General features: G+C 56.6%; 21 protein-coding genes. 13 read left to right on the top strand and 8 right to left on the bottom strand.

Annotation, left to right across the window (positions count from 1 at the left end; all coding sequences use genetic code 11):
- Window positions 1–197 precede the first annotated feature (197 nt).
- From FXF75_RS18820 to FXF75_RS18790, 7 genes are all read left to right on the top strand, one after another.
- A complete protein-coding gene (locus FXF75_RS18820) occupies window positions 198–1,208 on the top strand; it encodes an ABC transporter ATP-binding protein (protein WP_163523474.1) in 1,011 nt (336 codons plus the stop codon).
- Complete coding sequence (locus FXF75_RS18815; RefSeq protein WP_163523472.1) at window positions 1,198–2,016, top strand: ABC transporter permease; 819 nt, start codon at window positions 1,198–1,200, stop codon at window positions 2,014–2,016. The genes FXF75_RS18820 and FXF75_RS18815 overlap by 11 nt, the downstream gene beginning before the upstream one ends.
- A gap of 134 nt (window positions 2,017–2,150) precedes the next feature.
- Window positions 2,151–2,870 carry a sporulation protein gene (locus tag FXF75_RS18810; RefSeq protein WP_163523470.1) on the top strand — a complete coding sequence of 240 codons (720 nt, stop codon included), beginning with the start codon at window positions 2,151–2,153 and terminating at the stop codon, window positions 2,868–2,870.
- 1,151 nt (window positions 2,871–4,021) lie between these two features.
- A complete protein-coding gene (gene lanM / locus FXF75_RS18805; RefSeq protein ID WP_163523468.1) occupies window positions 4,022–5,989 on the top strand; it encodes a type 2 lanthipeptide synthetase LanM in 1,968 nt (655 codons plus the stop codon).
- Window positions 5,986–7,194, top strand: coding sequence for a lanthionine synthetase LanC family protein (locus FXF75_RS18800; RefSeq protein WP_163523466.1), 1,209 nt, complete (start codon window positions 5,986–5,988; stop codon window positions 7,192–7,194). The genes lanM and FXF75_RS18800 overlap by 4 nt, the downstream gene beginning before the upstream one ends.
- A 111-nt stretch (window positions 7,195–7,305) precedes the next feature.
- Window positions 7,306–8,199: a DUF6895 family protein gene (locus FXF75_RS18795; RefSeq protein ID WP_163523465.1), complete on the top strand. Its 894-nt coding sequence runs from the start codon at window positions 7,306–7,308 to the stop codon at window positions 8,197–8,199.
- Window positions 8,200–8,255: 56 nt separating this feature from the next.
- A complete protein-coding gene (locus FXF75_RS18790) occupies window positions 8,256–8,645 on the top strand; it encodes a hypothetical protein (RefSeq protein WP_163523464.1) in 390 nt (129 codons plus the stop codon).
- A gap of 541 nt (window positions 8,646–9,186) precedes the next feature.
- Here the strand turns inward: FXF75_RS18790 and FXF75_RS18785 are convergent.
- Together FXF75_RS18785 and FXF75_RS18780 are read right to left on the bottom strand one after the other, a co-directional pair.
- Window positions 9,187–9,699: a hypothetical protein gene (locus tag FXF75_RS18785; protein WP_163523463.1), complete on the bottom strand. Its 513-nt coding sequence runs from the start codon at window positions 9,697–9,699 to the stop codon at window positions 9,187–9,189.
- Window positions 9,700–10,002, bottom strand: a complete 303-nt coding sequence (locus FXF75_RS18780) for a hypothetical protein (RefSeq protein ID WP_163523462.1) — start codon at window positions 10,000–10,002, stop codon at window positions 9,700–9,702.
- A 396-nt stretch (window positions 10,003–10,398) separates the two neighbouring features.
- Here FXF75_RS18780 and FXF75_RS18775 point away from each other — a divergent pair, with 396 nt between their 5' ends.
- The 3 genes from FXF75_RS18775 to eif1A all read left to right on the top strand — a co-directional run bounded on the left by FXF75_RS18775 (window position 10,399) and on the right by eif1A (window position 11,688).
- A complete protein-coding gene (locus FXF75_RS18775) occupies window positions 10,399–10,803 on the top strand; it encodes a hypothetical protein (RefSeq protein ID WP_163523460.1) in 405 nt (134 codons plus the stop codon).
- A complete protein-coding gene (locus tag FXF75_RS18770) occupies window positions 10,800–11,312 on the top strand; it encodes a hypothetical protein (RefSeq protein ID WP_163523458.1) in 513 nt (170 codons plus the stop codon). Before FXF75_RS18775 ends, FXF75_RS18770 begins: the two co-directional genes overlap by 4 nt.
- Window positions 11,313–11,403: 91 nt before the next feature.
- Complete coding sequence (gene eif1A, locus FXF75_RS18765) at window positions 11,404–11,688, top strand: translation initiation factor eIF-1A (protein WP_163523456.1); 285 nt, start codon at window positions 11,404–11,406, stop codon at window positions 11,686–11,688.
- A gap of 40 nt (window positions 11,689–11,728) precedes the next feature.
- Here eif1A and FXF75_RS18760 read toward each other — a convergent pair whose 3' ends face one another.
- The 3 genes from FXF75_RS18760 to FXF75_RS18755 form a co-directional block, all read right to left on the bottom strand.
- A complete protein-coding gene (locus tag FXF75_RS18760; RefSeq protein ID WP_163523454.1) occupies window positions 11,729–12,784 on the bottom strand; it encodes a phytoene/squalene synthase family protein in 1,056 nt (351 codons plus the stop codon).
- 94 nt (window positions 12,785–12,878) lie between these two features.
- Window positions 12,879–13,025 carry a hypothetical protein gene (locus FXF75_RS22235; RefSeq protein WP_205427875.1) on the bottom strand — a complete coding sequence of 49 codons (147 nt, stop codon included), beginning with the start codon at window positions 13,023–13,025 and terminating at the stop codon, window positions 12,879–12,881.
- Window positions 13,026–13,131: 106 nt separating this feature from the next.
- On the bottom strand, window positions 13,132–14,718 hold the full coding sequence (locus tag FXF75_RS18755; protein ID WP_163523452.1) for a bacterio-opsin activator domain-containing protein: 1,587 nt from the start codon (window positions 14,716–14,718) through the stop codon (window positions 13,132–13,134).
- 141 nt (window positions 14,719–14,859) lie between these two features.
- Here FXF75_RS18755 and FXF75_RS18750 point away from each other — a divergent pair, with 141 nt between their 5' ends.
- Together FXF75_RS18750 and FXF75_RS18745 are read left to right on the top strand one after the other, a co-directional pair.
- Window positions 14,860–15,231: an Hsp20/alpha crystallin family protein gene (locus FXF75_RS18750; protein ID WP_163523450.1), complete on the top strand. Its 372-nt coding sequence runs from the start codon at window positions 14,860–14,862 to the stop codon at window positions 15,229–15,231.
- A gap of 73 nt (window positions 15,232–15,304) precedes the next feature.
- On the top strand, window positions 15,305–17,518 hold the full coding sequence (locus FXF75_RS18745; protein ID WP_163523448.1) for a CDC48 family AAA ATPase: 2,214 nt from the start codon (window positions 15,305–15,307) through the stop codon (window positions 17,516–17,518).
- Between the two features lie 55 nt (window positions 17,519–17,573).
- Here FXF75_RS18745 and FXF75_RS18740 read toward each other — a convergent pair whose 3' ends face one another.
- Window positions 17,574–20,189 (bottom strand): glycoside hydrolase family 3 C-terminal domain-containing protein, encoded by a 2,616-nt coding sequence (locus FXF75_RS18740; protein ID WP_205427873.1) that lies wholly within the window; start codon window positions 20,187–20,189, stop codon window positions 17,574–17,576.
- A 636-nt stretch (window positions 20,190–20,825) separates the two neighbouring features.
- Here FXF75_RS18740 and FXF75_RS18735 point away from each other — a divergent pair.
- Window positions 20,826–21,527 (top strand): DUF2270 domain-containing protein, encoded by a 702-nt coding sequence (locus FXF75_RS18735; protein WP_163523446.1) that lies wholly within the window; start codon window positions 20,826–20,828, stop codon window positions 21,525–21,527.
- Window positions 21,528–21,548: 21 nt separating this feature from the next.
- Here FXF75_RS18735 and FXF75_RS18730 read toward each other — a convergent pair whose 3' ends face one another.
- Both FXF75_RS18730 and FXF75_RS18725 read right to left on the bottom strand, forming a co-directional pair.
- A complete protein-coding gene (locus FXF75_RS18730) occupies window positions 21,549–21,917 on the bottom strand; it encodes a DUF302 domain-containing protein (protein WP_163523444.1) in 369 nt (122 codons plus the stop codon).
- A 139-nt stretch (window positions 21,918–22,056) separates the two neighbouring features.
- Complete coding sequence (locus tag FXF75_RS18725) at window positions 22,057–22,461, bottom strand: helix-turn-helix domain-containing protein (RefSeq protein WP_163523442.1); 405 nt, start codon at window positions 22,459–22,461, stop codon at window positions 22,057–22,059.
- Window positions 22,462–22,571: the final 110 nt, after the last annotated feature.

The following is a 22,571-nucleotide window of genomic DNA, read 5'->3' as shown; positions in this document are numbered from 1 at the left end:
GCGATAGCCGTCGACTTTTAGCCGCGAATTTGAACGCTACTGACGTCCTCGGTGTTATCATCACAACATTCGGAAGGAGACTGCACCGGAGTCAAAACTCGCAGTACTTGCCTTGTTTCTGTGTATGGTTTATGAATTCTACGAATAACGGAACAATTAACATGTAGGTATATTATAACTACATTGTAGATAACAATATGAAAACAGATGAACCGCCGGCAATCCGCGTCGAAGGGTTGAAAAAAACATTCGGAGACGGTGAATCTGCTGTTACTGCCATCGATGATATATCATTCGAAATAGAGCGTGGTACCGTTGTCGGCATACTTGGCCCGAACGGGGCAGGAAAGACAACGACGATTAAGTCAATGCTGGGTTTGATACTTCCTGATGCAGGAGATGTTGAAATCACGGGACGAGACGTTCATGAACAACCGAATTACGCGTATGAAAACGTAGGTGCGATACTTGAAGGTGCACGAAATATCTACTGGAAACTCACGGTGCAGGAAAATCTCTCGTTTTTTGCGGGCATTGGTGGGGATAATCCGAGTGATTTACGCGACCGGCACGAGACACTGTTGAAACAATTCGATCTTGACGACTACGCCGACACGCCAGTCAATGATCTTTCTCGTGGAATGAAACAGAAAGTCTCTCTGGCCTCCACCTTAGCGCGTGACGTTGATGTCGTTTTCATGGACGAGCCGACTCTCGGACTCGACATTGAGACGTCGCTTGAACTCCGTACCGAACTCAATAGACTTGCCAACGAGGACGTAACGATTGTGCTCTGTAGTCACGACATGGATGTCATCGAAACGGTGTGTGACAGTGTTTTAATACTCAACGATGGCTCTATCATCGAGTATGACGAGGTTGACGCGCTGTTGGACCTATTCCACACACGTCAATACGAAATCACTCTCGAACGTCCAGTTGCCAATCGCGTCCGACAGCGCCTGGAACAGACAGTAGCTGCGGACATCACAGAAACCGATAATCGACTTACCGCGACATTCACCGTTGTTGAAGGGAACGAAATATATGATGCAGTGAACATCCTGCAGGATGACCAGCAGGACATTCGGGAGATTACCTCTGTTGAACCGGACTTAGAGGATGTCTTCCTTCGACTTACCGAAACAGATCCGCGACCGACAGACGATTCAAGAGCCGTACAGGAGGTGAGCAATATTGGCGACTGACAGTAGCAAGCTGACGGAACTAGCTGACGATGATAGTCCGTCCTTGCTAGCCTTGGTGAAAGTTGTTTTTTATAAACAGTACGTTCTTTTCGTTCGTTATCCCGTTAATACAGCGAGTCTGTTCTTGACGCTTGTAGCGTTCTTTTCGTTGGTCTTCTTTGGCGGAAAGGCTATTGCAGGCCCTTCATTAACCGATTCTCTCAACGGAATTATTGTTGGATTCTTCCTTTTTACCCTCTCGATTACGTCCTACTCCGGACTCGCGTGGAACGTTACGCGTGAGGCACAGTGGGGTACTCTAGAGCGGTTGTTCATGTCCCCTCACGGATTCCGGACTGTCATGGCCGTCAAATCAATCGTTAACATCGCTTTCAGTTTCCTTTGGGGGGCAGGACTACTGGTGTTCATGATGGCTACAACAGGCCGTTGGCTGACTGTTGACCCGCTAACGATACTTCCATTGTTAGCGCTTACTTTGATGTCAATCGTTGGTATTGGATTCTTGTTTGCTGGGCTTGCTCTCGTATACAAACGCATCGAGAACTTGTTTCAAATTGTCCAGTTTGCATTCGTTGGACTAATCGCCGCTCCAGCTGGAGATTTAGAAGTCCTGAAGCTTCTTCCAGTCACCCACGGTAGTTATTTGACTCGAAGAGCGATGGAAGACAGTATTCGACTCTGGGAATTCCCGGCAACTGAAATTGGTCTTCTTGTCGCTACAAGCGTCGTCTATTTCACAATCGGCTACTACAGTTTCTATCGGGCAGGAATTAGAGCGCGACAGAACGGATTGCTCGGCCACTACTAACACTCTAGCCGATTCTATCGTAATTCAGATTTTACGGATACACACCGAGGATGTTCGTCGGTCCTGTACTATTAATATCGCTTATAACTTCAATAATTCGAAAAGTATATTTGCATTCATAAATACTTGAGAGCATGGACGAAAACAACGTTCTTACAAGCCACAGCGTCAGTGAGGGTACAATCGAAATCAGTCTCTCACAAAATTACGTCGTCATCGGGGAAAGTACGGACATCGATGTCACGTTCCGGGGGACGAACTGTCAATGGGAAATTAAAGAAATTGCCCTCGCGCTCAACGTTCCGTATCGAACTGGAGATGACTTTCAGCGGGCCACTATTGACCGATTTACTCTTGTTTCTGATGCCACGTTTGAAACCGAACTCACAGAGACGCGGACTTCGACCATTACGATTCCATGGGAGACCCCTGAGACTGTCGGTAGTATTGATGTAATCTCTTCGATAAAAATTTTCACAGAAGAAGAGACCACGACCTACGAGCGACACATTGATGTCACGGCACCGCAACTGCAAGCGGTTTTTAAGTCTATGATTGAGTTGGGGTTCACTCCAAGAGACTTTGAGTGCGTCGAAGCGGCTGCTACCTGTGATACCCCGTTTGTCCAGCGACTCGTATTTCAGCCTGTTGAAGGGTCATTCCAGTCCAAATTCGACAAACTGGAGCTATTATGCCGGTCGAGTGAGGGGACAGTTACGGTGTTTGCGGCAGGTGATGGCAACGTCTGTCCAAAGGATATGACTAATTGGGAGAATATCCCTCAAACGAAAATTGAACGAACTGATGAAGGTGTAGTCTACGACCACATTAAGTCGTTCATTGAAGAGATTTAGTTATATCACGTATACTATTCGCCCGGAGGAAGATAGAGTACCTCGACCGCAGTTGGCATATTAGAGTTTGCAGTATATCACTTGTGTCTATGGCTAGAATCCGCTGGAAAAGTCGTGAAGGTGGACTACTGACTGTGCCAACGAGTCGGTACTCCTATCCTTCCCCCAAACAGGGTGCAAACTACTAAGAACGTTACGCGTTCTGCTGTAAGAACGAGAGTTTCTCTCTCGTTAACGCTACTCGGACTTCGCCGAGTTGTTTCATAACGATGATGTTTTAGCGCCTGCATTAAAGTAAAAGGTCGGATTGAGAATGGTGGAAATTTTCCGTCCACCTATCGCCGATAGACTGAAAATGGGTTGTCGGATTCATCCTGCGCCTTTGGATGCGGGTGTTCTCCTCGCTCTTTACGGTGTAGCTATCAGGACTTGATACCTCATGATAACCAAATAATCCATAAATCATAAGCATAGAAAGTTTAACCTAAATGACTTGTTTTTAACAAATTATGGTGGATTAAAATATAACAACACAGGTTCATATATCCTAGAATTAGTAAAAAAACTTAACTTTAAGTATCTCTGGTCAGTAGGTGATAGTGCGTGAGGAAGGATCAACCCCAACAATCCACTACAACAATGCAATCTGACACACCCAAGTCGGTTGACCAATTCGAAGCCAAGCACAGCCGCGACATCAACAACGAATTTGACGACACCGCACCCATGAAGGCATGTGGCTCCCTCACGTGCTTCTGGGACTCCGACTCCAACTAAATTCATCCAAAACAATGTCCGCTAAACCACAGACCACGTCGGTTGACCAGTTTGAAGACAAACACAAACGCGACCTCGACGAAGCCCTCGAAGACAACGTGCAGCAAGCAGAGTGCTTCTCACTCACGTGCTTCGTCGGTTCCGACTCCAGCTGAATTAACCAAGCCAATAATTCGAACCTTCCCTCACGTAATTTTAATACAGATAAAACACAGTCACGATGCCTTTCAATACAGTCGTATAGACAACAAGTACGACGCCCAGCAAGCCTGTAATACTATGAGCGACGCCGAAACCCTGTTCGCGACGACAAAGGCGACGGAGTTTTGTCCGTCATCCATCTGTGGACGGGTTCTTGCAGGAGAGTCCAAACAATGAATCCGGATTATTATCACATTGCAGCGACGGGAGAATTACTACACGACCGAGTGCAGAACGGACACGCGTCTCAGCGTGAAACGGCACCGACTGATTCAGACAAACAGTCATCACCCTTCGATGATATTGACAGTAATCAAGTCGATATTCTCTGGAAGGAATCAAAACTCGACTCCGACAACATCGATTCGTACGTCCAGTTCGACCGGTGGCCAGACGACGAGGATTTACCCCAATGGATTACAGAGTTCACCGGCATTGTCGAGACACTTTCTACAGTCGATACGACCCAAACAACACCTTACGACGGCAAAGATGTCCCGTTCGAACATATTCTCTGGCCAATCGTCAAAGAGAGTCGCAGTCGTCTCACTGCAGAGATGAGTCTTAAACGAGTATCTGAAGATGGTTTACAAGACTTCGAGTGGTTGTTGCTTGATCAACTCGCCGAAGTCGCTGCACAAGCACTCCATATCGATTATATCTCCTACATCTACGAGACAGATTCGGAGGTACTCGAAAACGACCAACTCTCCTCGGAATCAACGGAATGGTACGATGCGTACGTTACTGCGTTCTTTGAGAAACGAGCAGCATCGTTCTTCGAGGAGTTTCCGATGGCTGCGAAGCTCATCACCATTGTGAGTCGCCAGTGGCGGGCCATGGTCACACAGTTCCTGTCTCGATTGAATGACGACATACAAGAACTCAACCGTGTTGTCAACATTGGCGATGGTGAGCAAGTTGTCGGGATTTCTGGGAAAGGAGATTTACATTCAGGGGGGAGTCAGGTACTGCTCGTTGAGTTCAACACTGGAAACGAAGTCGTGTACAAGCCACGGAGCATCGACCCAGAGAACCGTCTGTACGACTTCGAGACTTGGGTGTACGAGACATTTGATGATGTGCCTGAATTAAGGACGCCAGCGACACTGGTCAGACCCGACTACGGGTGGATAGAAAAAGTTGAGCAGGCGGACCATTCGGAAATCGAGACCATCGAACAGTATTATCGCGGAGCAGGAGCACTACTGTGTGTTCTTTACGTGTTGAATGTCACTGACTGCCACTTCGAGAATCTAATCGCTACAGATAATTCTCCTGTTCTGGTGGATCCCGAGACGATACTTGAAATGAACAGTACACCCGTTGATAAACCTCAGCGGAAAATGAACGAGAAGCTCCGTCGTCATATTATGAATAATAGCGTTATTGGTATTGGAGCGCTCCCTCACGACGCGATTCCTGACGATACTTCTGGGATAGCTGGAATCGATGGGCGAGAAGCACGAAACCAACACATCTCGTGGAAAGATGTTAATACCGACGCAATCGACATTGAATATCATACCCCTGTGGGATCGCGGGAAAAGAACTTCCCGACATTGTCTGGGAAGCCTGCACCGCCGAGCCAGTTCGTTGACGAAATCGCAGATGGTTTCGAGGCGACGTATGATGCTATCAAAGGCGCGAGCGACCGCGTGACGGATCTCGTTTCGGACCAGTTCGACAGCCTCCAGACGAGAGTTCTTCTCCGTAATTCAAGAGTATATAGCTTAGTTCTGAAGGCACTTACGACACCGAAATATCTCCGGAGTGGCGCACTCTACAGCTATAAAATTCGAGAGGTTCTCTCGACACGCCCAGACTCACCGGTGGTTAGACGTGAGACGAAAATGCCGGAACTTAGTCCAACGCTATGGGATGAAATAATCAAAGCCGAGCGTGAGGCCCTCCATCGGGGCGACATCCCGAAATTTACAGTATACTCGGACGACCCCGGACTGTACTTCGACGACGAGAAGATACTCTCAGCACTGACCGAAAAAACGGGCGTGGAGCGATTTATGGACCGAATTGAGGATTTATGCGAACGCGACAAGCGACAGCAGGTCGGGTTGATTCGAGCGTGTTTGAGCGAACTGAATGGTGAGCGGAAACCACATCCGGAGGGAAAAATATGACTGAACAATTCACTCAAGCGGAAGACATTCGCTGCGAAGTAAAGTCGATAGTCGAAGATGTCGAACGGACAGGAGTCACGTTCGAAGATGGCACAACTGGCCGAGTTGGGTTTATGTCCTCCCTTGATGGCCTGAACTTAAAGACTCGGAACGGTCTTTACTCTGGACAAATCGGAATCGCTCTCTACTTTGCAGCGATGTACCAATACTTTGAAGACGAAATATACCGTGAAAAAGCAGAACAGGCGGTAGATTTCATCTTTGATAGGGACGAAGAAGAACTAGTCGACACCGCATACATCGGTGCTGGAGCGGGTGTTGGGTCGTTAGTTTACGGACTAGACTTACTCTCGGAACTCACTGACAACCAACGATATCGGAATCGAGCTGCAGACCTCGTCTCCGAACTGTCTAAAGAAATCATTGAGGACGATGACCAATACGATATGTTGCTCGGTGCTGCGGGCACCGTTACTGGATTACTGCGTCACTGGGAGCACTCGGATAACTCTGAGGCGTTGGATAAAGCGATTCTATGTGGCGAACATCTACTTGATAGCAGGTACGACAAGTGGGCGGACTACAAGTTGTGGGATACGAGTCGAAAGGAGGGTACTCTCAGTACCTCGACGGGAATGGGTCACGGAGTCGCGGGCATCAGTTATTCGCTCTATCGATTGTATCAACACACCCAACGCGATGCATTCCGGGTTGCCGCAAGGAACGCCCTTGAGTTCGAGAATCTATTCTACTCGAAACACCAGCATAATTGGAAGTCAAACTTTGTGGGTATCAAACACTACTCGCACTGGTGGTGTAATGGTTTAGCTGGTATTGGTCATGCGCGCCTTGGTAGTCTCCAATACCGCACCTCGGAGACGCTTGAGCGTGACATGAACCGTGTTCGAAACGGTCTCGAACCGCAGTTGCTAGCTGAGGATTCGGTTTGTCACGGTACGTTCGCTCAGATTAATCTTCTTATCGATCTTGGGCGAATGTATGACGAGCAGTACCTCGAAGCGGCATGGGAGTTGGCGTCTGACGCCATCGAGAGGCGACGGCGGGCCGGTTCTTATCGGGTGGATCCGGGCCATATCGATGGCATTGATAACCCTGTGTTTTTCTTGGGCACGACTGGAGTCGGATATACGCTTCTCCGACTGTTGGCTCCCGCGGAAATACCGTCTGTTCTTCGCTTTGAGTAGCGTAAGCTGATATAGATATATCCTCTCGTTTTAATTATGTATATATCTGGAAAATTTTAAGTACTTGAAATATATACTGTTTCTTGTGGCGGCACACCACCGGTGTTACCAATGAGTGACAAAACACACGCAGCAGTTCCCACTGAACTGATTTCCTGTAACAACGTCGTAGACCGAGCGGAAACATTCAAAGAACACACTGACCACTGGATGAACGAGAATGCCGACCAATTCGACCCATTCTACTGGACAGACACCGGAACCCGTGAGGTTCGTCGAAAAGCCCTCACAGAGGCAGCACATTACTTGTACGTCGCCGACATGCATGACGACTCCGCAGCACCGCAACTCAAAAATTTGCTTGCGACTCGAGCAAATGATGAATCGTTCTACCGTCTACTGCGACGAAAGCCAACCGAACTCGACAAGCTAGGGTATCCACTGGTATATCTCTCCACAATAGACGAACTTGACCCAAATGCAAAGCGCGTTCTGGACGATGTTCTGGACTGGCCAGAAACGTGGTCAAAGAGCCGTCTCCCTGCTCGCCAACTTGATCTGTGGAATCTATGCCGTATGTATGGATACGACGGTCACGACTTCGATCTTAACCAGTTACTTGACCACGGCTACGCCACTCGGTCACTGAATATGGCGCAAGTCAATCAAAATGATGTATATGGACTGACGCATGAGTTTCTTTACTATCATAATCTCGGCAGTGGAAGCGATGCATTCCCGGACGAACCGCTTGAATACAATCACCCTTCCGTGCTTCAGGCGGGTATCCTTCGATTTATGATTGAGGGACACACCGACCTCGTCGCAGAATTACTGATTTGTGGCGTGTTACAGCGACAGGTGCCGCCAGGACTGGCGCGTTTTACCTTCAGTTGGCTGTTCGATCATTTGGACGACGACGGCTATCTTTCGTTCTCAGTTGAGAGTACGGAGGAATTGAAAAAAGTTCGTTGGACCAGGCATAGACAATTGGGAAGGAAGTGAAAAAAACGTGGCGTTGTTACTATCATCCAACAGTTGTTGGTGGGATACTCGCACGAGTGCTGATAGATAATTGGCAAGAGCTACGTGACGAGACGAACGAGAAAGACATCGATTATCAAGAACAAAGTGAAAATCTCCTCACTCTCGGAAAAGTCTTCCAGTTGTTCGCCGACTACAGTCTTGACCAAGGTGCCAGATGCCTAAAAGAGCTCTCCGATACTCCTCTCGTCACGGAATATCGCAGCGTCATACAACATGCCGTCCGGTTTCTTGAAACCCAGCGCAGATTTGACGGAACGTTTGGATGCTGGACCGACGAAAAGAAAATGTACTCTCACAGAGGCGAGGAGAACTCCGAGGCACGATTTGAAGAAGAACTATTGAATCCATTAGGAGAAGTGTGTGAATCGGCCATTGAATCGGTCACCACTAATATGGTCAATTAAGCCATAACTGTGATGTCAATCTGAATTCATTCTATACGGGGTTCTCCATATGTCTACCTAGCATGTTGGTTCCAGAATGAGCGCTACTACGAGCCTGAACTTGATGTGGACCTGGCGCTGATGACTTCGTTGCTAGCGGGCTTCGGATAAATACAGAAACCTGCTGGATACACCACGATGACTGCTAACGGATGCGCACAGACGCTTCTCACAGGGAGTGCTCAGGAGACGATGGTGAGTTCTGGCTCCCATGCCGTCTTATTTTGATGTAAGGAGTGGCCTCTGAGAAGGTTGAGAATAGAGGGGTGGTGCTTGGCGTTGGAAGTCAGCGGTTCCTCAAGAGGTTTAACCCTCCCAAGTCACTGCTTACGCAAGCGTGAGTTCGATGTTGTGAGCAATGCATTTGATGATGAGTTCTCGGGATTGTTTCCACCAGCATCGTAATCTCGCGGTCAACAAAATCGCGATTAACGAAAACGGGAAACGAATCCAGACAGAGACCGAGACTCACGCAACGGGGTACTGTCCGAAGGAGCGATACTCACGACTCGTCGAGTAACGAGCGTGCTCGCTGGACGTAGCTGTTCGTCTCCCAACTTCGAGCAGCGCTAATCTCGTCGAGGAGCGCGTGTGCTTCGTCGGGCGTCAATCGGTCCGTTCGAACGAATACCGAGAGGAGCGTGGGCGTCGTCACAAGTCGTGTGTCGGCGAGAGAGGCGTGAATCAGTCCGAGACTGTTGAACTCGTCGCAGAGGAAGAGCGCGGCGTCGATTTCGTTCGCGAGTGTAACTGCGGCGTTTTCACCGTCGTCGAGCGGGAACTCGGCGTCGAGGTCCACAGTTCGGACCGCCAGTTCCGCAGTTCGGTCGAGGACTGCGGTTGCGGCCGCCCCGTGTTCGTCGTCGTACGACGCAATCTCTTCGAGTTCTTCGACGACCTCGTCCGGGACGAATACGTCGTAGCGGTCGAGACAGAGCGAGAGCGGATTCGGACTGGTGTCTGCGACGATACCGAGACTCACCAGCGCCGACGTGTCTGCGACTAGTCCGGCCATCTATAGGTCGGCGATGTCGTCGACGAAGCCCTCGTCCAGTTGCTGTTTCAACACGCGGAGGTTGGCCGCTTCTTCGGCCCCGACGAGCGCTTTGAGTTGCTCGTAGCTGATTTCGTCGTCGTAGTAGGCGGCGGCGATTTCTTGGGTGATGGCGTCGTCGTGCGCGGCGTCTTGGAGGTACTCGCGAAGTGCGGTTACGAGGACGTCTGTTCGGTCCTCTCCGAGGACGGTGGCGAGTGCGTCGGCCCGGTCGATGAGGCGGTCGGGTGCCCGGAACTGCACACGTTTCTTATCGGTACCCATCGTGTGTACATTGTGAGCCAGTCTACTTAGGCGCTTTCGTGTGTACGATGTGAGCCAATCCTCGGACGCCCATAGAGCGGTTCGGTGGGGTAGACGAGGCGTTTTCCACAACCGGGTGTACTGCACAGCCGATTTGCCGGGTCCTCTGCTCTCCGACACTACGACCCGTGAGACCCCGATGTCTACGCGGTTCCTCCGTCCGGGGTGGACGGGTTCGACTGGCGCGTCGAAGAGTTCGGCGACTGTATGCATCCGCTGTCGGTCGCGAACACGGACACCCCCAAGGCCGAACGATTATCAATCAATTAAGCATTTGCCGAGCGCACAGAACGGTGAACATCTAAGTTTAGACCCACCCTAACTATTGCTAGCACGTAACATAGGCAGTGCGTACCCATGAGTGGCCTAATCACTGCGATCGCGTGGTTACTAATCGTGCTCACGTTCACCGGGAGCTATCGCGTCGCGCACTACCTCGCCGCTTCCACCGACGACTCGACCGCTGGGGCCTACTATCCAACGTTGATTGCGGCAACCATCACCGTCGCCTTCGTCGTGGTGTTCGATTTCATCATCTTACTGACCGGATTAGCCGCGATTCTCGTACCGAGTTACCTCCTCGTGAATCCGGACAGACGCCCCGGCCGACCACGTCTCACAAATCCCTTGGCCAACTGGCGGGATAGACTCGGAGAGAGCGGCCACGCCGTGTACGACGTGGTTGCCGGCCGCGTCTCGTCCGCGGAGGAGGAGGCAGAGACTCAGCAACCAGCAGACGCCGACCCGGCTAGAGACAGATGACCGCTCTCCCATCGGAACCGACGACGGGCGAGATACTAGCGAAAGGTATCGAACTGGTCGGCGGTCTCCTCCTGTTGACCGCTGGCTACTACGGACTGTTAGCCCGTCGCACTCCCGACCGTGACCGGCGGAAGGAGTATCGCCGCACCGTCCTCCAACTCACGACGGGATTCCTGATGTTCGCGTACGCGGCGGCGGTACTGGTGCCGGAAACCTCGGTGTGGCCCGCTCAGTTCGGCGATTCACTCCGTAATTACTTCCAAGAACTGGACACGGTGCCGGTCGCAGTGAACAACGAACTGACCGCGTTCTACACGGCGCTTATGGAGAAAGTCGGCGTGGTGACCGGCCCCGAAACCTCGCAACGGGACCCGGTAGCGTATTTCTTGGAGCCAGTTCGGACGCTCGGCTTGGTCGTGTACACGCTCGGCTTCAGTGCCGCCAGTTTGGGCCTACGTGTCCCCCATCGTTTGGTGGCCGGAATTCGCGGCGGGACCGAGGACGAGTAACGTGCACCATCGAACGAGGACTGTTTTTGGGAGTGTGCCGTGACACCAAGGGTATCGGATGCCTTTTCAGTGCGACGCTCTACTATAGAGTATGAGCGAAAACTCGGGCCGGCGGAATCTCCGCATGCCCAACGATGACGAGTTGTTCGGCGTCGTCACCGAACACAACGGCGGCAACCACGTGCGCGTCCAGTGCGAGGACGGGCAGAACCGGATGGGTCGAATCCCCGGACGAATGAAGTACCGAGTCTGGATCGAACAAGGCGACGTCGTCCTCGTGGAACCGTGGGACTGGCAGGACGAGAAGGCCAACGTCGAATGGCGCTACACCCAGCAGGACGCCGACCAGCTCCGCGCTGAAGGCCACATCGACTAACTCTAGTTTTCTTCTACCCTGACCGACGGACCATCCCCAGTTACTCGGACGGTCCGACGGGCCAGCACTTTCGGAGGCGGTTCACGACTCGTTCGAACGGCCTCCGTATTGAACGTACGTCCCGGTAGCCTGTCGTCTCGGTCTGCGCCGAGGCAGCAGGTGATTCGGTCTCGACGTCCGGGTCGCTCTCGGCTTCCGCCGAGATGGCGCTCGCCCGGTAGAAGGCCGCCTCGGGGTCGTTCTCGCGTCGCCAGTACCACCACGTCCGTGCGACGAGACGGAAGTAGTCGCTGAGACCGAGACTCGGCGTCCCGGAGAGGACGTCGAAATCACGCTCGCGGACGTGTCGGTGATACTCGGCGTACAGAACCGCCGAGAGCAACACCGGAAACTGGCAGTCTTCGGGCAGGTCCGCGATGCCCGCGACGCCCTCGCGGTAGCGCTCTTCGGTCCGGCGGAGTTCGCTGCGAACCGCCGCGGCGACGCCCTCGGAGTGGCGCAGGTCGGCGATATCGTCGGTCGAGACCCCGAACTTTCGGAGGGTCGCGCGCGGCAGGTATATCCGGCCGTAGTCGGTGACGTCCTCCCGAACGTCACGGATGAAGTTCGTCAACTGGAACGCTTCGGCGAGTGCCTCCGCGTGAGGGCGGGCCGTCTCCTCGTCCTCCGGCCCCATCACGGCGAGCATCATGTAGGCGACGGCGACCGACGACCCCCGGAGGTAGTCGGTCAGGTCGTCGTAGGTGTCGTACACCTCCGGTTCCACGTCGGCCTCCATGGCGTCGATGAACACCTCGATTTCCTCGTCCGCGATGCCGTGCCGCTCGCGCATCTCGCTGAACGCCGAGAGTACGGGGTCGTCGGTCGGTCGCTCGCCCGTGGCCGTCGCGCGCATCCGGGCGAGTTCGGCCCGGAGTTCCGCCGGGGGTCCCGGGTCGGGGTCGTCCACGACGTCGTCGGCCATCCGAAAGAACGCGTAGAGCACGTACGTCGGAAAGCGCGCTCGTTCGGGGAGGAACTTCGTCGCCACGTGGAACGTCCGTCCGGTCCGTCGTTGTATCGCGCGACTCGTCTGGAGCTGTTCGTCAGTTACCATTCGTGTAGCCTCCGGCTTCGACTAATCGTAACACTAAGACCGGCGTCGAACGACAGTGACCGGCCTGTCCGCGGCCGAGTGGACGACGTGAGAATCAGGACTCGGCCCTACTCAGCGTCACTTCGGCGATTCCCGCGTTCGCCGAACACTCGGGGCAGGCCCGTATCTGTCCGTTCTCGTCGGCGAAGACGCGCACGAACGCGTTCGAAACGTAGCTCCCGCAGTGATTACATGTCGGCATGGTTGGTCTTGGGAACCCCGTGTCGCCGCGAGTCCACCGCTGGACCGGGGTTCGGTGTTAGTCCTAACTGACGAGAGTGAGGCTAAAAAAGAAAATACCTTACTAGTCAGGCGTCACCGAAGAACTCGCCAATTAGCTTCCGCTCGGCCGCCCGAAGGTGCTGGTGAAACGTGGCGCGCGAGACGCCCATCGACTCGGCCAGTTCGTCTCCCGTCGTCGAGCGGTTCGGGTCGTAGTAGCCGCCGAGGTAGGCCTTCTGTAAGGCCGTAATCTGACGGTCGGTCAGGCGTTCTTCCAGACCGCCGACGAACTCCCGCTTCGTGTTGGCCGGGCGTTCTCGTTCTCGGAAGGCGACGAGTTCACTCCCCGTAACGCGGTCGCGGAACGTGTCGGTGACCGCTCGCGAGTCGATACTGGGCGCGAGTTCGAGCGTGAGTCGGGCGGTCCCGTTCTCGGCCACGATAGAACGCGTTTTGACCCCTCGTTCGGCCAGTTCGGCGACGACCGAGTCTCCGCCGATTCGGAACTCAAAGAGGTTCGACTCGTCGTCGCCGCTGACTACCGCGGCGTCTTCGATTTCCGAGATGCTCTCGGCGACGTCGAGAATCGTCGTCGGTGCGGCGTCCGTCGTGAAGAACATCGAGAGTCCCGCACCGTCCGAGTTCACCGACCCCCGATATTCGAGTCGGCACTCGCACTCCGCGGAGAGTTCGACGAAGAACAGCGTGGGGTCGGCCACGTCGAACTCGAGTTCGACGACGTTGTCGGCCGTGAGGACTTCGCGGCTCTCGCGGGCGTTGAGCGCCGTCCCGACGGTCCGACCCAGCGCTTCCAACACGACAGTCTCGCGCTCGTCGAACGCGTCCTCATCGTCAGAATAGACGGTCAACACGCCGTAGACCGTGTCTCGGTCGGCGATAGGGACCGCGGCCATCGACCGCGCACCCGGGACGCGGTCCGCACAGGCGGTGCCAGCGACCGGCGAAGTTCGAACCGACCGTGTGTCGAAGGCGCGGGCCGTCGTATCGTCGGCGTGAACGTCGATTTCGAGTCCGTCCAGCGACTCTCCCTCGCCGGCCCACGACGACGGGACGATACGCTCCGAGACGAGGTCCAGTTCGCCGAACCAAGCGAACGCGTACGGGTCGGCCGCGGCGAGACGCTCGGTCACCCCGCGCACGGCCTCCTCCTTCGAACTCGACCGCATCAGGGTCTCGGTGACGTCCTTCAGGAGTCCGTTTATCCTTCGGACGAGGTGTTCGAGGTCTCGCTTTCGTCGTTCGACCTCTAGTTCCGCCTCCTTGCGCGCAGTGACGTCGTCCTGAAATCCGACGAAGTTAGTGACCTCGCCGTCCTCGTTTCGGAGTGGAGCGATAGTTATCTCGTTCCAGAATGCTTCGCCGTCCGCCCGGTAGTTCACGAGTTCGACCGACACCGGCTCCTCGGCGTCTACCGCTTCGGCCATCTCCGCGACGGCCTCGGGTGCAGTCTCCTCGCCCTGAAGGAACCGACAGTTCCGTCCGACGGCCGCCTCGCGTTCGTAGCCGGTCAGGCGCTCGAACGCCTCGTTGACGTAGATTAGCGGATTGTCCTCGCGGGCCGGGTCGGAAATCGTGATTCCGACGGGCGCTTCGTCCATCGCGCGTTCCTTCAGTTCGAAATCGACCTCGCGATTCGCCTCGGAGTCGGCCATGCGCCGGATAGTGGGACGGCCGGTTTGTATGTTCCCCTCGATGGGACGGTCGGTCGGGTATCAGCGCAGCCGCGTCGCCGACGGCCAAAATATTTATTATGAACCGCGCACAATCATGAATTGGTATCGAGGTGACCAGCCATGGCACTGCCCAGGAGCCCAACAAGCTCGTGGATGCAGAACCTCGATATGCCGAGCCGACTGTTCGAAACCGGGAGTAACGACTACGAACTGTACGAGGAAGACGACGAGTTCGTCCTCAGCGTCGAGATGCCGGGCTTCGAACCGGACGAAATCAGCGTCTCGTGGGACAACGGCGTCCTCAACATCGCCGCCGAACACGAGGACGAACAGCGGGACCAACGCAGGACCTACCACCGTCGGTTCCGCTTCCCCAAGGACGTAGACGAGGAGGGAATCACTGCCGAGTACACCAACGGCATCCTCGAGGTTCGGCTTCCGGTCCAGCGGGGAGCGACCGTCACCGGCACCGAAATCGAGGTCCAGTCCTGACGACGACTGGACCTCACTGGCCTGACAGCATCGCCTGCGACTCGTTTTTTCGACCACGACGGAGGTGAGAGCCATGCGACTCACGGTCAAACAGCTCAAGAACAGGGAACCGGGAAGTGGTATGGCCGTCATCGACCGCGACGCGCTCGTCGAACTCGGGGTCAGTAGCGGTGACTTCGTCGCCATCGAGGGTCGCGACGACGGTCGTGCCGTCGCCCGAATCTGGCCCAGCGATTCGAGCGACGCGGGCCGCGGCGTCGTCCGCATCGACGGGCAGCTCAGACAGGCGGCCAACGTCGCCATCGACGACCGAGTGACCGTCGAGAAGACGGAAGTGAGTCCGGCCGACCGGGTGAGAATCGCGCTTCCGGGTACCCTCCGCGTTCGCGGTGACCTCGACTCCCACATCCGCGACCAACTCGCCGACCAAGCGGTGACCGCGGGGCAGACGGTCGCGCTCCCAATCGGCTTCGGGATGCTGTCGCGCGGGTCGGACCGTCGAATCCCGCTGCTCGTCGTGGACACCGAACCGAGCGGACCGGTCGTCGTCGGAACGGAGACGACAATCGAAATCACCGACCGGAGCGCAGAGGAGGTCACCGTAGACGCCGACGACACCGAGGAACCGGCCGCTCCGACGGTCACCTACGAGGACATCGGCGGACTGGACGACGAACTCGACCAAGTTCGGGAGATGATAGAGTTGCCAATGCGCCACCCCGAACTCTTCCACACGCTCGGCATCGAACCGCCCAAGGGCGTCCTGTTGCACGGACCCCCCGGGACCGGCAAGACGCTGATAGCCAAAGCCGTGGCCAACGAAATCGACGCTCACTTCCAGACCATCTCCGGGCCGGAAATCATGTCGAAGTACTACGGCGAGAGCGAAGAGCAACTCCGCGAGGTGTTCGACGAGGCCGAGGAGAACGCGCCCGCCATCGTCTTCATCGACGAACTGGACTCCATCGCCCCCGAGCGCGAGGAGGTCAGCGGCGACGTCGAGCGCCGCGTCGTCGCCCAACTGCTCTCGCTGATGGACGGTCTCGAAGAGCGCGGACAGATTACCGTCATCGGGACCACGAACCGAATCGACGCGGTGGACCCCGCGCTCCGCCGACCCGGCCGGTTCGACCGCGAAATCGAAATCGGCGTCCCCGACGAGGAGGGCCGCGAGGAGATTCTCCGAATCCACACCCGCGGCATGCCGCTGGGGGAGGACGTCGAACTCGGTCGGTACGCCGAACACACGCAGGGGTTCGTCGGCGCGGACCTCGAATCGCTGGCCAAAGAATCCGCGATGGGAGCGCTCCGCCGCATCCGGCCCGATATCGACCTCGACGAGGATGAGATATCGGCCGACGTCCTCGACTCAATCGAGGTGACCGACGCGGACTTCAGAGGGGCGCTGAAGGGAATCGAACCCTCGGCGATGCGCGAAGTCTTCGTCGAGACGCCCGACGTCAGTTGGGAGGACGTGGGCGGACTCGACGAGGCCAAGGAACGACTGCAGGAAACCGTCGAGTGGCCGTTGGCGTACGCCGACGCCTACGACCGCGTCGCGCTCGACCCGGCGAAGGGCGTCCTCCTGCACGGACCGCCCGGCACCGGGAAGACGCTCCTGGCCAAGGCCGTCGCCAACGAGGCCGACTCGAACTTCATCTCGGTCAAGGGTCCCGAACTGTTCGACAAGTACGTCGGCGAATCCGAGAAGGGCGTCCGCGACGTGTTCTCGAAAGCACGCCAGAACGCCCCGACCGTCATCTTCTTCGACGAGATAGACGCCATCGCGTCCGAACGAGGGCAGGGCGTCGGCGACTCTAACGTCGGCGAACGCGTCGTCTCCCAACTGCTGACCGAACTCGACGGTCTCGAAGAGTTGGAGGACGTCGTGGTAATCGCCACGACCAACCGGCCGGACCTCATCGACGACGCGCTCCTGCGGCCGGGGCGGTTCGACCGTCACGTCGCGGTGACGGAGCCGGACGAGGACGCCCGGCGCGAAATCTTCGAGATTCACACCCGCGACAGGCCGCTCGCCGCCGACGTCGATATCGACGAGTTGGCGGAGCGAGCCGACGGATACGTCGGCGCGGACGTCGAGGCCGTCTGTCGCGAGGCGGCACAGATAGCCGTCCGCGAGTACGTCCGGCGGTCGTCGGGCGACGAGTCCGCGAGCGTGGACGATATCGAACTGACGATGGACCACTTCGAGCGAGCGCTCGACGAAGTCGATGCGAGTACCGACAGCGAAGAACAGGAGTTCGGAGCGGTGTCCGAGGCGGTGTAGAATCGCGGTCACACCCACGACTTACTCGCTCGCCGAAGAACGGAGGGGTGAGCGGTCAGTCGTCGGCGTGTCCGGGGGCGTCGGCGCGGCCGCCGTTCGAGCGCGGGTCGATGACCTCGACGCCGTCTCGGAGGCGGATGTCGCGGGAGGAACTGCCGACGAGAACTTCGAAAGCCCCGGTCTCGACGGTCCAGCCGTCGTCGGGGTGGAAGAACTCGAAGGCGCTGTCGGCGAGTTCGAACGTGACGGTCGCGGTTTCGCCGGGGTCGAGCGCGACCTTCTCGAAGGCTTCGAGTTCTTTCGGCGGCCGCTCGACGCTGGCGTCGACGTCGTGAACGTAGAGTTGGACGGTCTCCGCGCCAGTACGGTCCCCGGTGTTCGTGACCCGGAGTTTCGCCTTGAGCGTCTGTTTCGCCTCGTTCTTGACCTTCGGGGTGACGCGGAGGTCCTCGTACTCGAAGTCGGTGTAGGACTCGCCGTGGCCGAAGGGGAAGACCGGCTCGACGTCGTGTTCGTCGAAGTGCCGGTACCCGACGAAGACGCCTTCGTCGTAGTAGGCGGTGCCGTCGATGCCGGGGTAGCCGCGTGCCCCGTCGGGGAGGGAGGTAATCTCCTGCGGCAGGTAGTCCTCGAGGTCGGCGCCGAACGTAACCGGGGTCTTCCCGGAGGGGGTAACTTCGCCGAAGAGGATGTTCGCGAGCGCGCGGCCACCCTCCTGTCCGGGGAACCAGAGTTGGAGAATCGCGGGAACGTCTTCGACCCACGGCAGTTCGACGGGGGCTTCGGTGTTGAGGAGGAGAACGGTTTCCTCGTTGGCCGTTCGGACCGCGTCGACGAGTGCGGACTGGTTGCCGGGGAGGGCGTACTCGTGGCGGTCGTCGCCGTAGAAGGTGTCGGTCTGCGCGAGGACGACGGCGACGTCGGCGGATTCCGCCGCGGCGACCGCGTCGCGAATCCCCTCCGGCGGGTTCCACGACAGCGAAGCGGGGCCGCCGGCGGCTTCGACGCGGATGTCGTAGGTCTGGCCGGCTTCGAGTTCGAGGCTCGCTTCCTCGGTCTTGGGACCGAAGAACCCGCCGCCCTCGCTCCGGACGAGGGGTTCGCCGTCGACGTAGAGGCGACCGGGGCCTTGGCTGGTGACGGCGACGCCGAACGTCCCCGAAGTTGGGGCGGTCAGCGTGCCGGTCCAGCGGACGGAGTTCGCGCCGATGTCCGAGAGTTCGGTCTCGGTGAGGTCGACTTGGTCTTCGACGCGGGTGCGGACGGGACTGCCCGACCAGTCGTCGCTCGTGAAGTACTCGGCGGTGAGTCCGTTCCCGGTGCCGGACGCCGGCGTGAGGTGTTCGGTCTCGACGAGTCGGGACCGGTCGGTCGAGACGGTCGTGACGGTGACGTCGTCGCCTGCGACGGCGTCGAGACCTTCGACGGGGTCGACGCGACGAATCGCGTCGATGTGGTCGCTGCCGCCGATGCTCGTCTTGAAGCCGGTCGGACTCGGGCCGACGAGCGCGATTTCGTCGACCCCGTCGCGGTCGAGCGGGAGGAGGTCGTCCTCGTTCTTGAGGAGGACGGTGCCCTCTTCGGCTATCTGCTGGGCGAGTTCGAAGTGCTCGTCCGTCCCGCGGACCGGTTCCGACCCGTCGCGCTCACCGTCGAGCGCGCCGATTTCCTGCTGTGCGGTGAGACCGCGTTTCACCATCTCGTCGACGGTGCTCTCCTCGACGTCGCCGTTCTCGACTGCCTTCTTGAGGGTGTCGCCGAAGTAGTTCGCGGACGGCATCTCGATGTCGAGACCGTTCTGTGCCGCCTCGACGGTGCTGTGGGTGCCGCCCCAGTCGGAGACGACGAACCCGTCGAAGCCCCACTCGTCCTTGAGAACGTCTCGCAGGAGTTCGCGGTGTTCACTGCTGTACGTCCCGTTTATCTTGTTGTACGCGGGCATGACTGCGCCGGCGCCGCCCTCGGTGACGGCGGCCTTGAACGGCTGGTAGTAGAGTTCGCGGCGGGCGCGCTCACTGACGACGACGTTGTGCTCGGACGTCGAGAAGTAGTCGTAGACGGAGCCGGTCGTACTCGCTTGGTTGTAGCAGACGAAGTGTTTCAGCGTCGCGATGACGCCCTCCGACTGGACTGCCGAGGTGTAGGCTTTCGCCATTTCGGCGGCGAGATGCGGGTCTTCGCCGTACGTCTCGCCGTGTCGACTGTGCAACGGGACTCGCGCCATGTCCATCGACGGCGCGAGCAGGACTTCGACGCCGCCGGATTTCGCTTCGCGCGCGATGGCCCGCCCCTGCTCGGAGACGAGCGAGGGGTTGAACGTCGCCGCCGTGGCGATGGGATGCGGGAAGTCGGTCGTCGGGACGCCGAGGGAAGCGCCCGGCGGGCCGTCGGCCATCCCCATCCCAGGGACGTCAGGTGACTCGACGCCTTGAAGGTAGCCCGCGATTCCCTCGGGACCACCCTCCGCGCCGTGCGTCCGACTGACCTTCTCATCGAGGGTCATCTCGGCGACGAGTTTCTCGAGGTCGGCGTCGCCGCTATCCGCGGCGGCGACGTCTACGCTTCCTAGTAGCGACCCGCCCACGGTTAGCGCCCCAGTCGCCCGCAGGAAAGTCCGACGCGACGTTTCGCGCTCCTCTGCCACCGCTTCCCGATTGGTGTTATCTTCCACCACATTCAATACTTTACTCTATACTGCATAAATATTAGAGACATTAATAATTAGTCCGTTGCCACGTTAGGATATCGTGGACGACCAGCCGTTTGATGACCCGTGTTTTAGGTCAACCGCCGCGTTCGAAGCTGCAATCATACTTCAGGCACTCCATCCGGTAGTTGGCTACTGAGAGGTTCCCTAAGAGTGCGTCTCTGCAGAAGCGATGTCCGTGTCGTCACAGAATGGTTCGATTCGGCCCAATTGCGTCTCTTGAACGTCTGTACAGCATGGGCGTATCGATTCTATACCACTACAATTTAATCGAAGCCAGCGGAGAAAATCGTGGTCGAACCTACAAGCCAGTACGAACAGGAACGCAAATTAGACACTACTGAATGCCTGCTGAACGACCTCGTTCAGCGCGAACTCGGTCAGTTGTCCACGTTGCATACTGCACGATTGTGTCCTCAAGGGAATAGTATTGTTCGGCAGACGAACGACCTTCCACTCATCGAGAAGGGCCTTCGATACGTGATTCATCGGTGAGGGTCTGTTTGTCTGTCCTCAGATGCTCATTTGCCTCGTTCTCATCTACCTCCTGTATGGTGGAATCGTAGCACAATTATACAAGGCTCTCGTAGATGCCTGTCTATGAGTGACCGGTCACAGAAAGAGTTCGACCCGGCGGACCCCGACCACCGCGAAGTCGGCCAAGGCCTGCTCGACGAGGAGATGGGGCCGAGCGGATCCATGGCGCATCTGTACCGCGGTGAAATCCACCGCATGCGCTTCTGGCGCGAACGCCTCGACCGCACAACCAACTGGGCGGTCATTGTCATCGCCGCCATCCTGACGTGGGCGTTCTCAAGCGAGTCGAATCCCCATTACGTGTTGCTGGCTGGTGCGTCGATACTCGGCGTCTTTCTGGTGATTGAAGCCCGTCGGTACCGCGGGTACGACATCTGGCGGTCTCGCTATCGGACGTTGCAAAAGAATGTCTTCGCGTACGGTCTCGACCCCTCACAAGGACTGGAAGATCCGAACTGGCGAGCCAAACTGAGTACGGATTATCGACAACCGCGCCTCAAGATTTCGCGGATGGAAGCAATAGCCCATCGCCTCCGGCGGGTGTATCTCCCACTGCTCTCCGTCCTCCTCGGAGCGTGGCTCATTCGGGTCACTGCGTTTGCAGACGCCCCATGGCCGGCGAGCGCAGCCATCGGCCAAATCCCGGGGAGCATCGTGAGCGCTATTGTCTTACTCAGCTACGCCACTTTGATTTTCATCGCGTTACGACCGCGAACCTGGCACGCTGAGGGAGAACTCCTGAACGAAGATCTCCGCAAAAAGTAGTTCCCTACGGGGTTCAGTCGATTACCCTTCGACTTCGTCAAGCACACGTTCGAAGCTCTGATGAACGTCTGCTGCAATGCTCTCAAGCGCCTCATTGTCGGTAACACTAACCAACTGTCCTGGATCGATTGCACTGACACCGACATCACCATCGTCCGTTTCGTAGACAACGACATTGCACGGGAGCAGTGTTCCAAGCAAGAGTTCATCTTGAAGCCCTTGATGTGCCTGTTCCGGGTTACAGGCGCCGAGAATACGGTACTGACGAAAGTCGGCATCCAGTTTCTGTTTGAGTGTAGCTTGGACGTCGATATTACAGAGGACGCCAAATCCTTCGTCTTCCAACGCGTCAATCGTCTGGTCGACGATGTTCTCAAAGTCACCGGACACAGTTCAATCGAGAGTATACTCCATAAGTACCACTACTGCCCAATACTGTAAAGTGATTTGGGTCGATAATCATCCGTTCCCCATTGCAGGACACAAAGTGCTATGCTGTCCGCGTGTTCAGACTAGTCGTCGTAGAAAATCAGACTTCGGGCGAACTCTGTTGAGGAGCCTGTTGGTTGTACTTGTCCTCGAACTCCTGGATGAGCTGGCCCATCTGGGCGTACCAATCGTTGAGCATCCGCTGCATATTGTCGGCGATGTTGCTCGGATCGACAGGGCGATAGACGTGGTAGTACCCGCCTTGGTCGTAGTTGATTTGCTCTTTCTGGATGAACCCGGCCTGGATGAGCCGTTGGATTGACCGGTATGCGGTTGACCGCTCCCGGTCGACGCGTTCTGCGGCTTCGTCCACCGTCAAAGGCTCTTCACTCTCGACGAGCGCACGGAACACTTGTTTATCAAGTTCCTTGAGACCGTGCATACACTCGAGGAGCCCTTCACATTCCATGTCCTTCTGGAGCATTTCCACCATTGAGTCACTCATATCACTTCTTCCTAGGCGACCCCTCGCTAAAAGAGTTTTGTACAAATAGAACAACACCGCATAGTCATCGGACGAGGAGAGGGATAAGCGAAAAACGCTACGCCCAATTA

Origin of the sequence: Halorussus sp. MSC15.2 (assembly GCF_010747475.1) — an archaeon.
In the GTDB taxonomy this organism is placed as follows: Archaea; Halobacteriota; Halobacteria; order Halobacteriales; family Haladaptataceae; genus Halorussus.
Note: the sequence above shows the minus strand (reverse complement) of the source record. Positions and strands in the feature narration are given on the sequence as shown.

Excerpts from the sequence above, each read along its gene's own strand:
- FXF75_RS22235 (WP_205427875.1), bottom strand. The coding sequence starts at position 13,025 with ATGCCGACATGTAATCACTGCGGGAGCTACGTTTCGAACGCGTTCGTG.
- FXF75_RS18820 (WP_163523474.1), top strand. The coding sequence starts at position 198 with ATGAAAACAGATGAACCGCCGGCAATCCGCGTCGAAGGGTTGAAAAAA.
- FXF75_RS18800 (WP_163523466.1), top strand. The coding sequence starts at position 5,986 with ATGACTGAACAATTCACTCAAGCGGAAGACATTCGCTGCGAAGTAAAG.
- FXF75_RS18745 (WP_163523448.1), top strand. The coding sequence starts at position 15,305 with ATGCGACTCACGGTCAAACAGCTCAAGAACAGGGAACCGGGAAGTGGT.
- FXF75_RS18760 (WP_163523454.1), bottom strand. The coding sequence starts at position 12,784 with ATGGTAACTGACGAACAGCTCCAGACGAGTCGCGCGATACAACGACGG.
- FXF75_RS18725 (WP_163523442.1), bottom strand. The coding sequence starts at position 22,461 with ATGAGTGACTCAATGGTGGAAATGCTCCAGAAGGACATGGAATGTGAA.
- FXF75_RS18785 (WP_163523463.1), bottom strand. The coding sequence starts at position 9,699 with ATGGCCGGACTAGTCGCAGACACGTCGGCGCTGGTGAGTCTCGGTATC.
- FXF75_RS18780 (WP_163523462.1), bottom strand. The coding sequence starts at position 10,002 with ATGGGTACCGATAAGAAACGTGTGCAGTTCCGGGCACCCGACCGCCTC.
- FXF75_RS18750 (WP_163523450.1), top strand. The coding sequence starts at position 14,860 with ATGGCACTGCCCAGGAGCCCAACAAGCTCGTGGATGCAGAACCTCGAT.
- eif1A (WP_163523456.1), top strand. The coding sequence starts at position 11,404 with ATGAGCGAAAACTCGGGCCGGCGGAATCTCCGCATGCCCAACGATGAC.
- FXF75_RS18795 (WP_163523465.1), top strand. The coding sequence starts at position 7,306 with ATGAGTGACAAAACACACGCAGCAGTTCCCACTGAACTGATTTCCTGT.
- FXF75_RS18810 (WP_163523470.1), top strand. The coding sequence starts at position 2,151 with ATGGACGAAAACAACGTTCTTACAAGCCACAGCGTCAGTGAGGGTACA.
- FXF75_RS18775 (WP_163523460.1), top strand. The coding sequence starts at position 10,399 with ATGAGTGGCCTAATCACTGCGATCGCGTGGTTACTAATCGTGCTCACG.
- lanM (WP_163523468.1), top strand. The coding sequence starts at position 4,022 with ATGAATCCGGATTATTATCACATTGCAGCGACGGGAGAATTACTACAC.
- FXF75_RS18770 (WP_163523458.1), top strand. The coding sequence starts at position 10,800 with ATGACCGCTCTCCCATCGGAACCGACGACGGGCGAGATACTAGCGAAA.
- FXF75_RS18755 (WP_163523452.1), bottom strand. The coding sequence starts at position 14,718 with ATGGCCGACTCCGAGGCGAATCGCGAGGTCGATTTCGAACTGAAGGAA.
- FXF75_RS18735 (WP_163523446.1), top strand. The coding sequence starts at position 20,826 with ATGAGTGACCGGTCACAGAAAGAGTTCGACCCGGCGGACCCCGACCAC.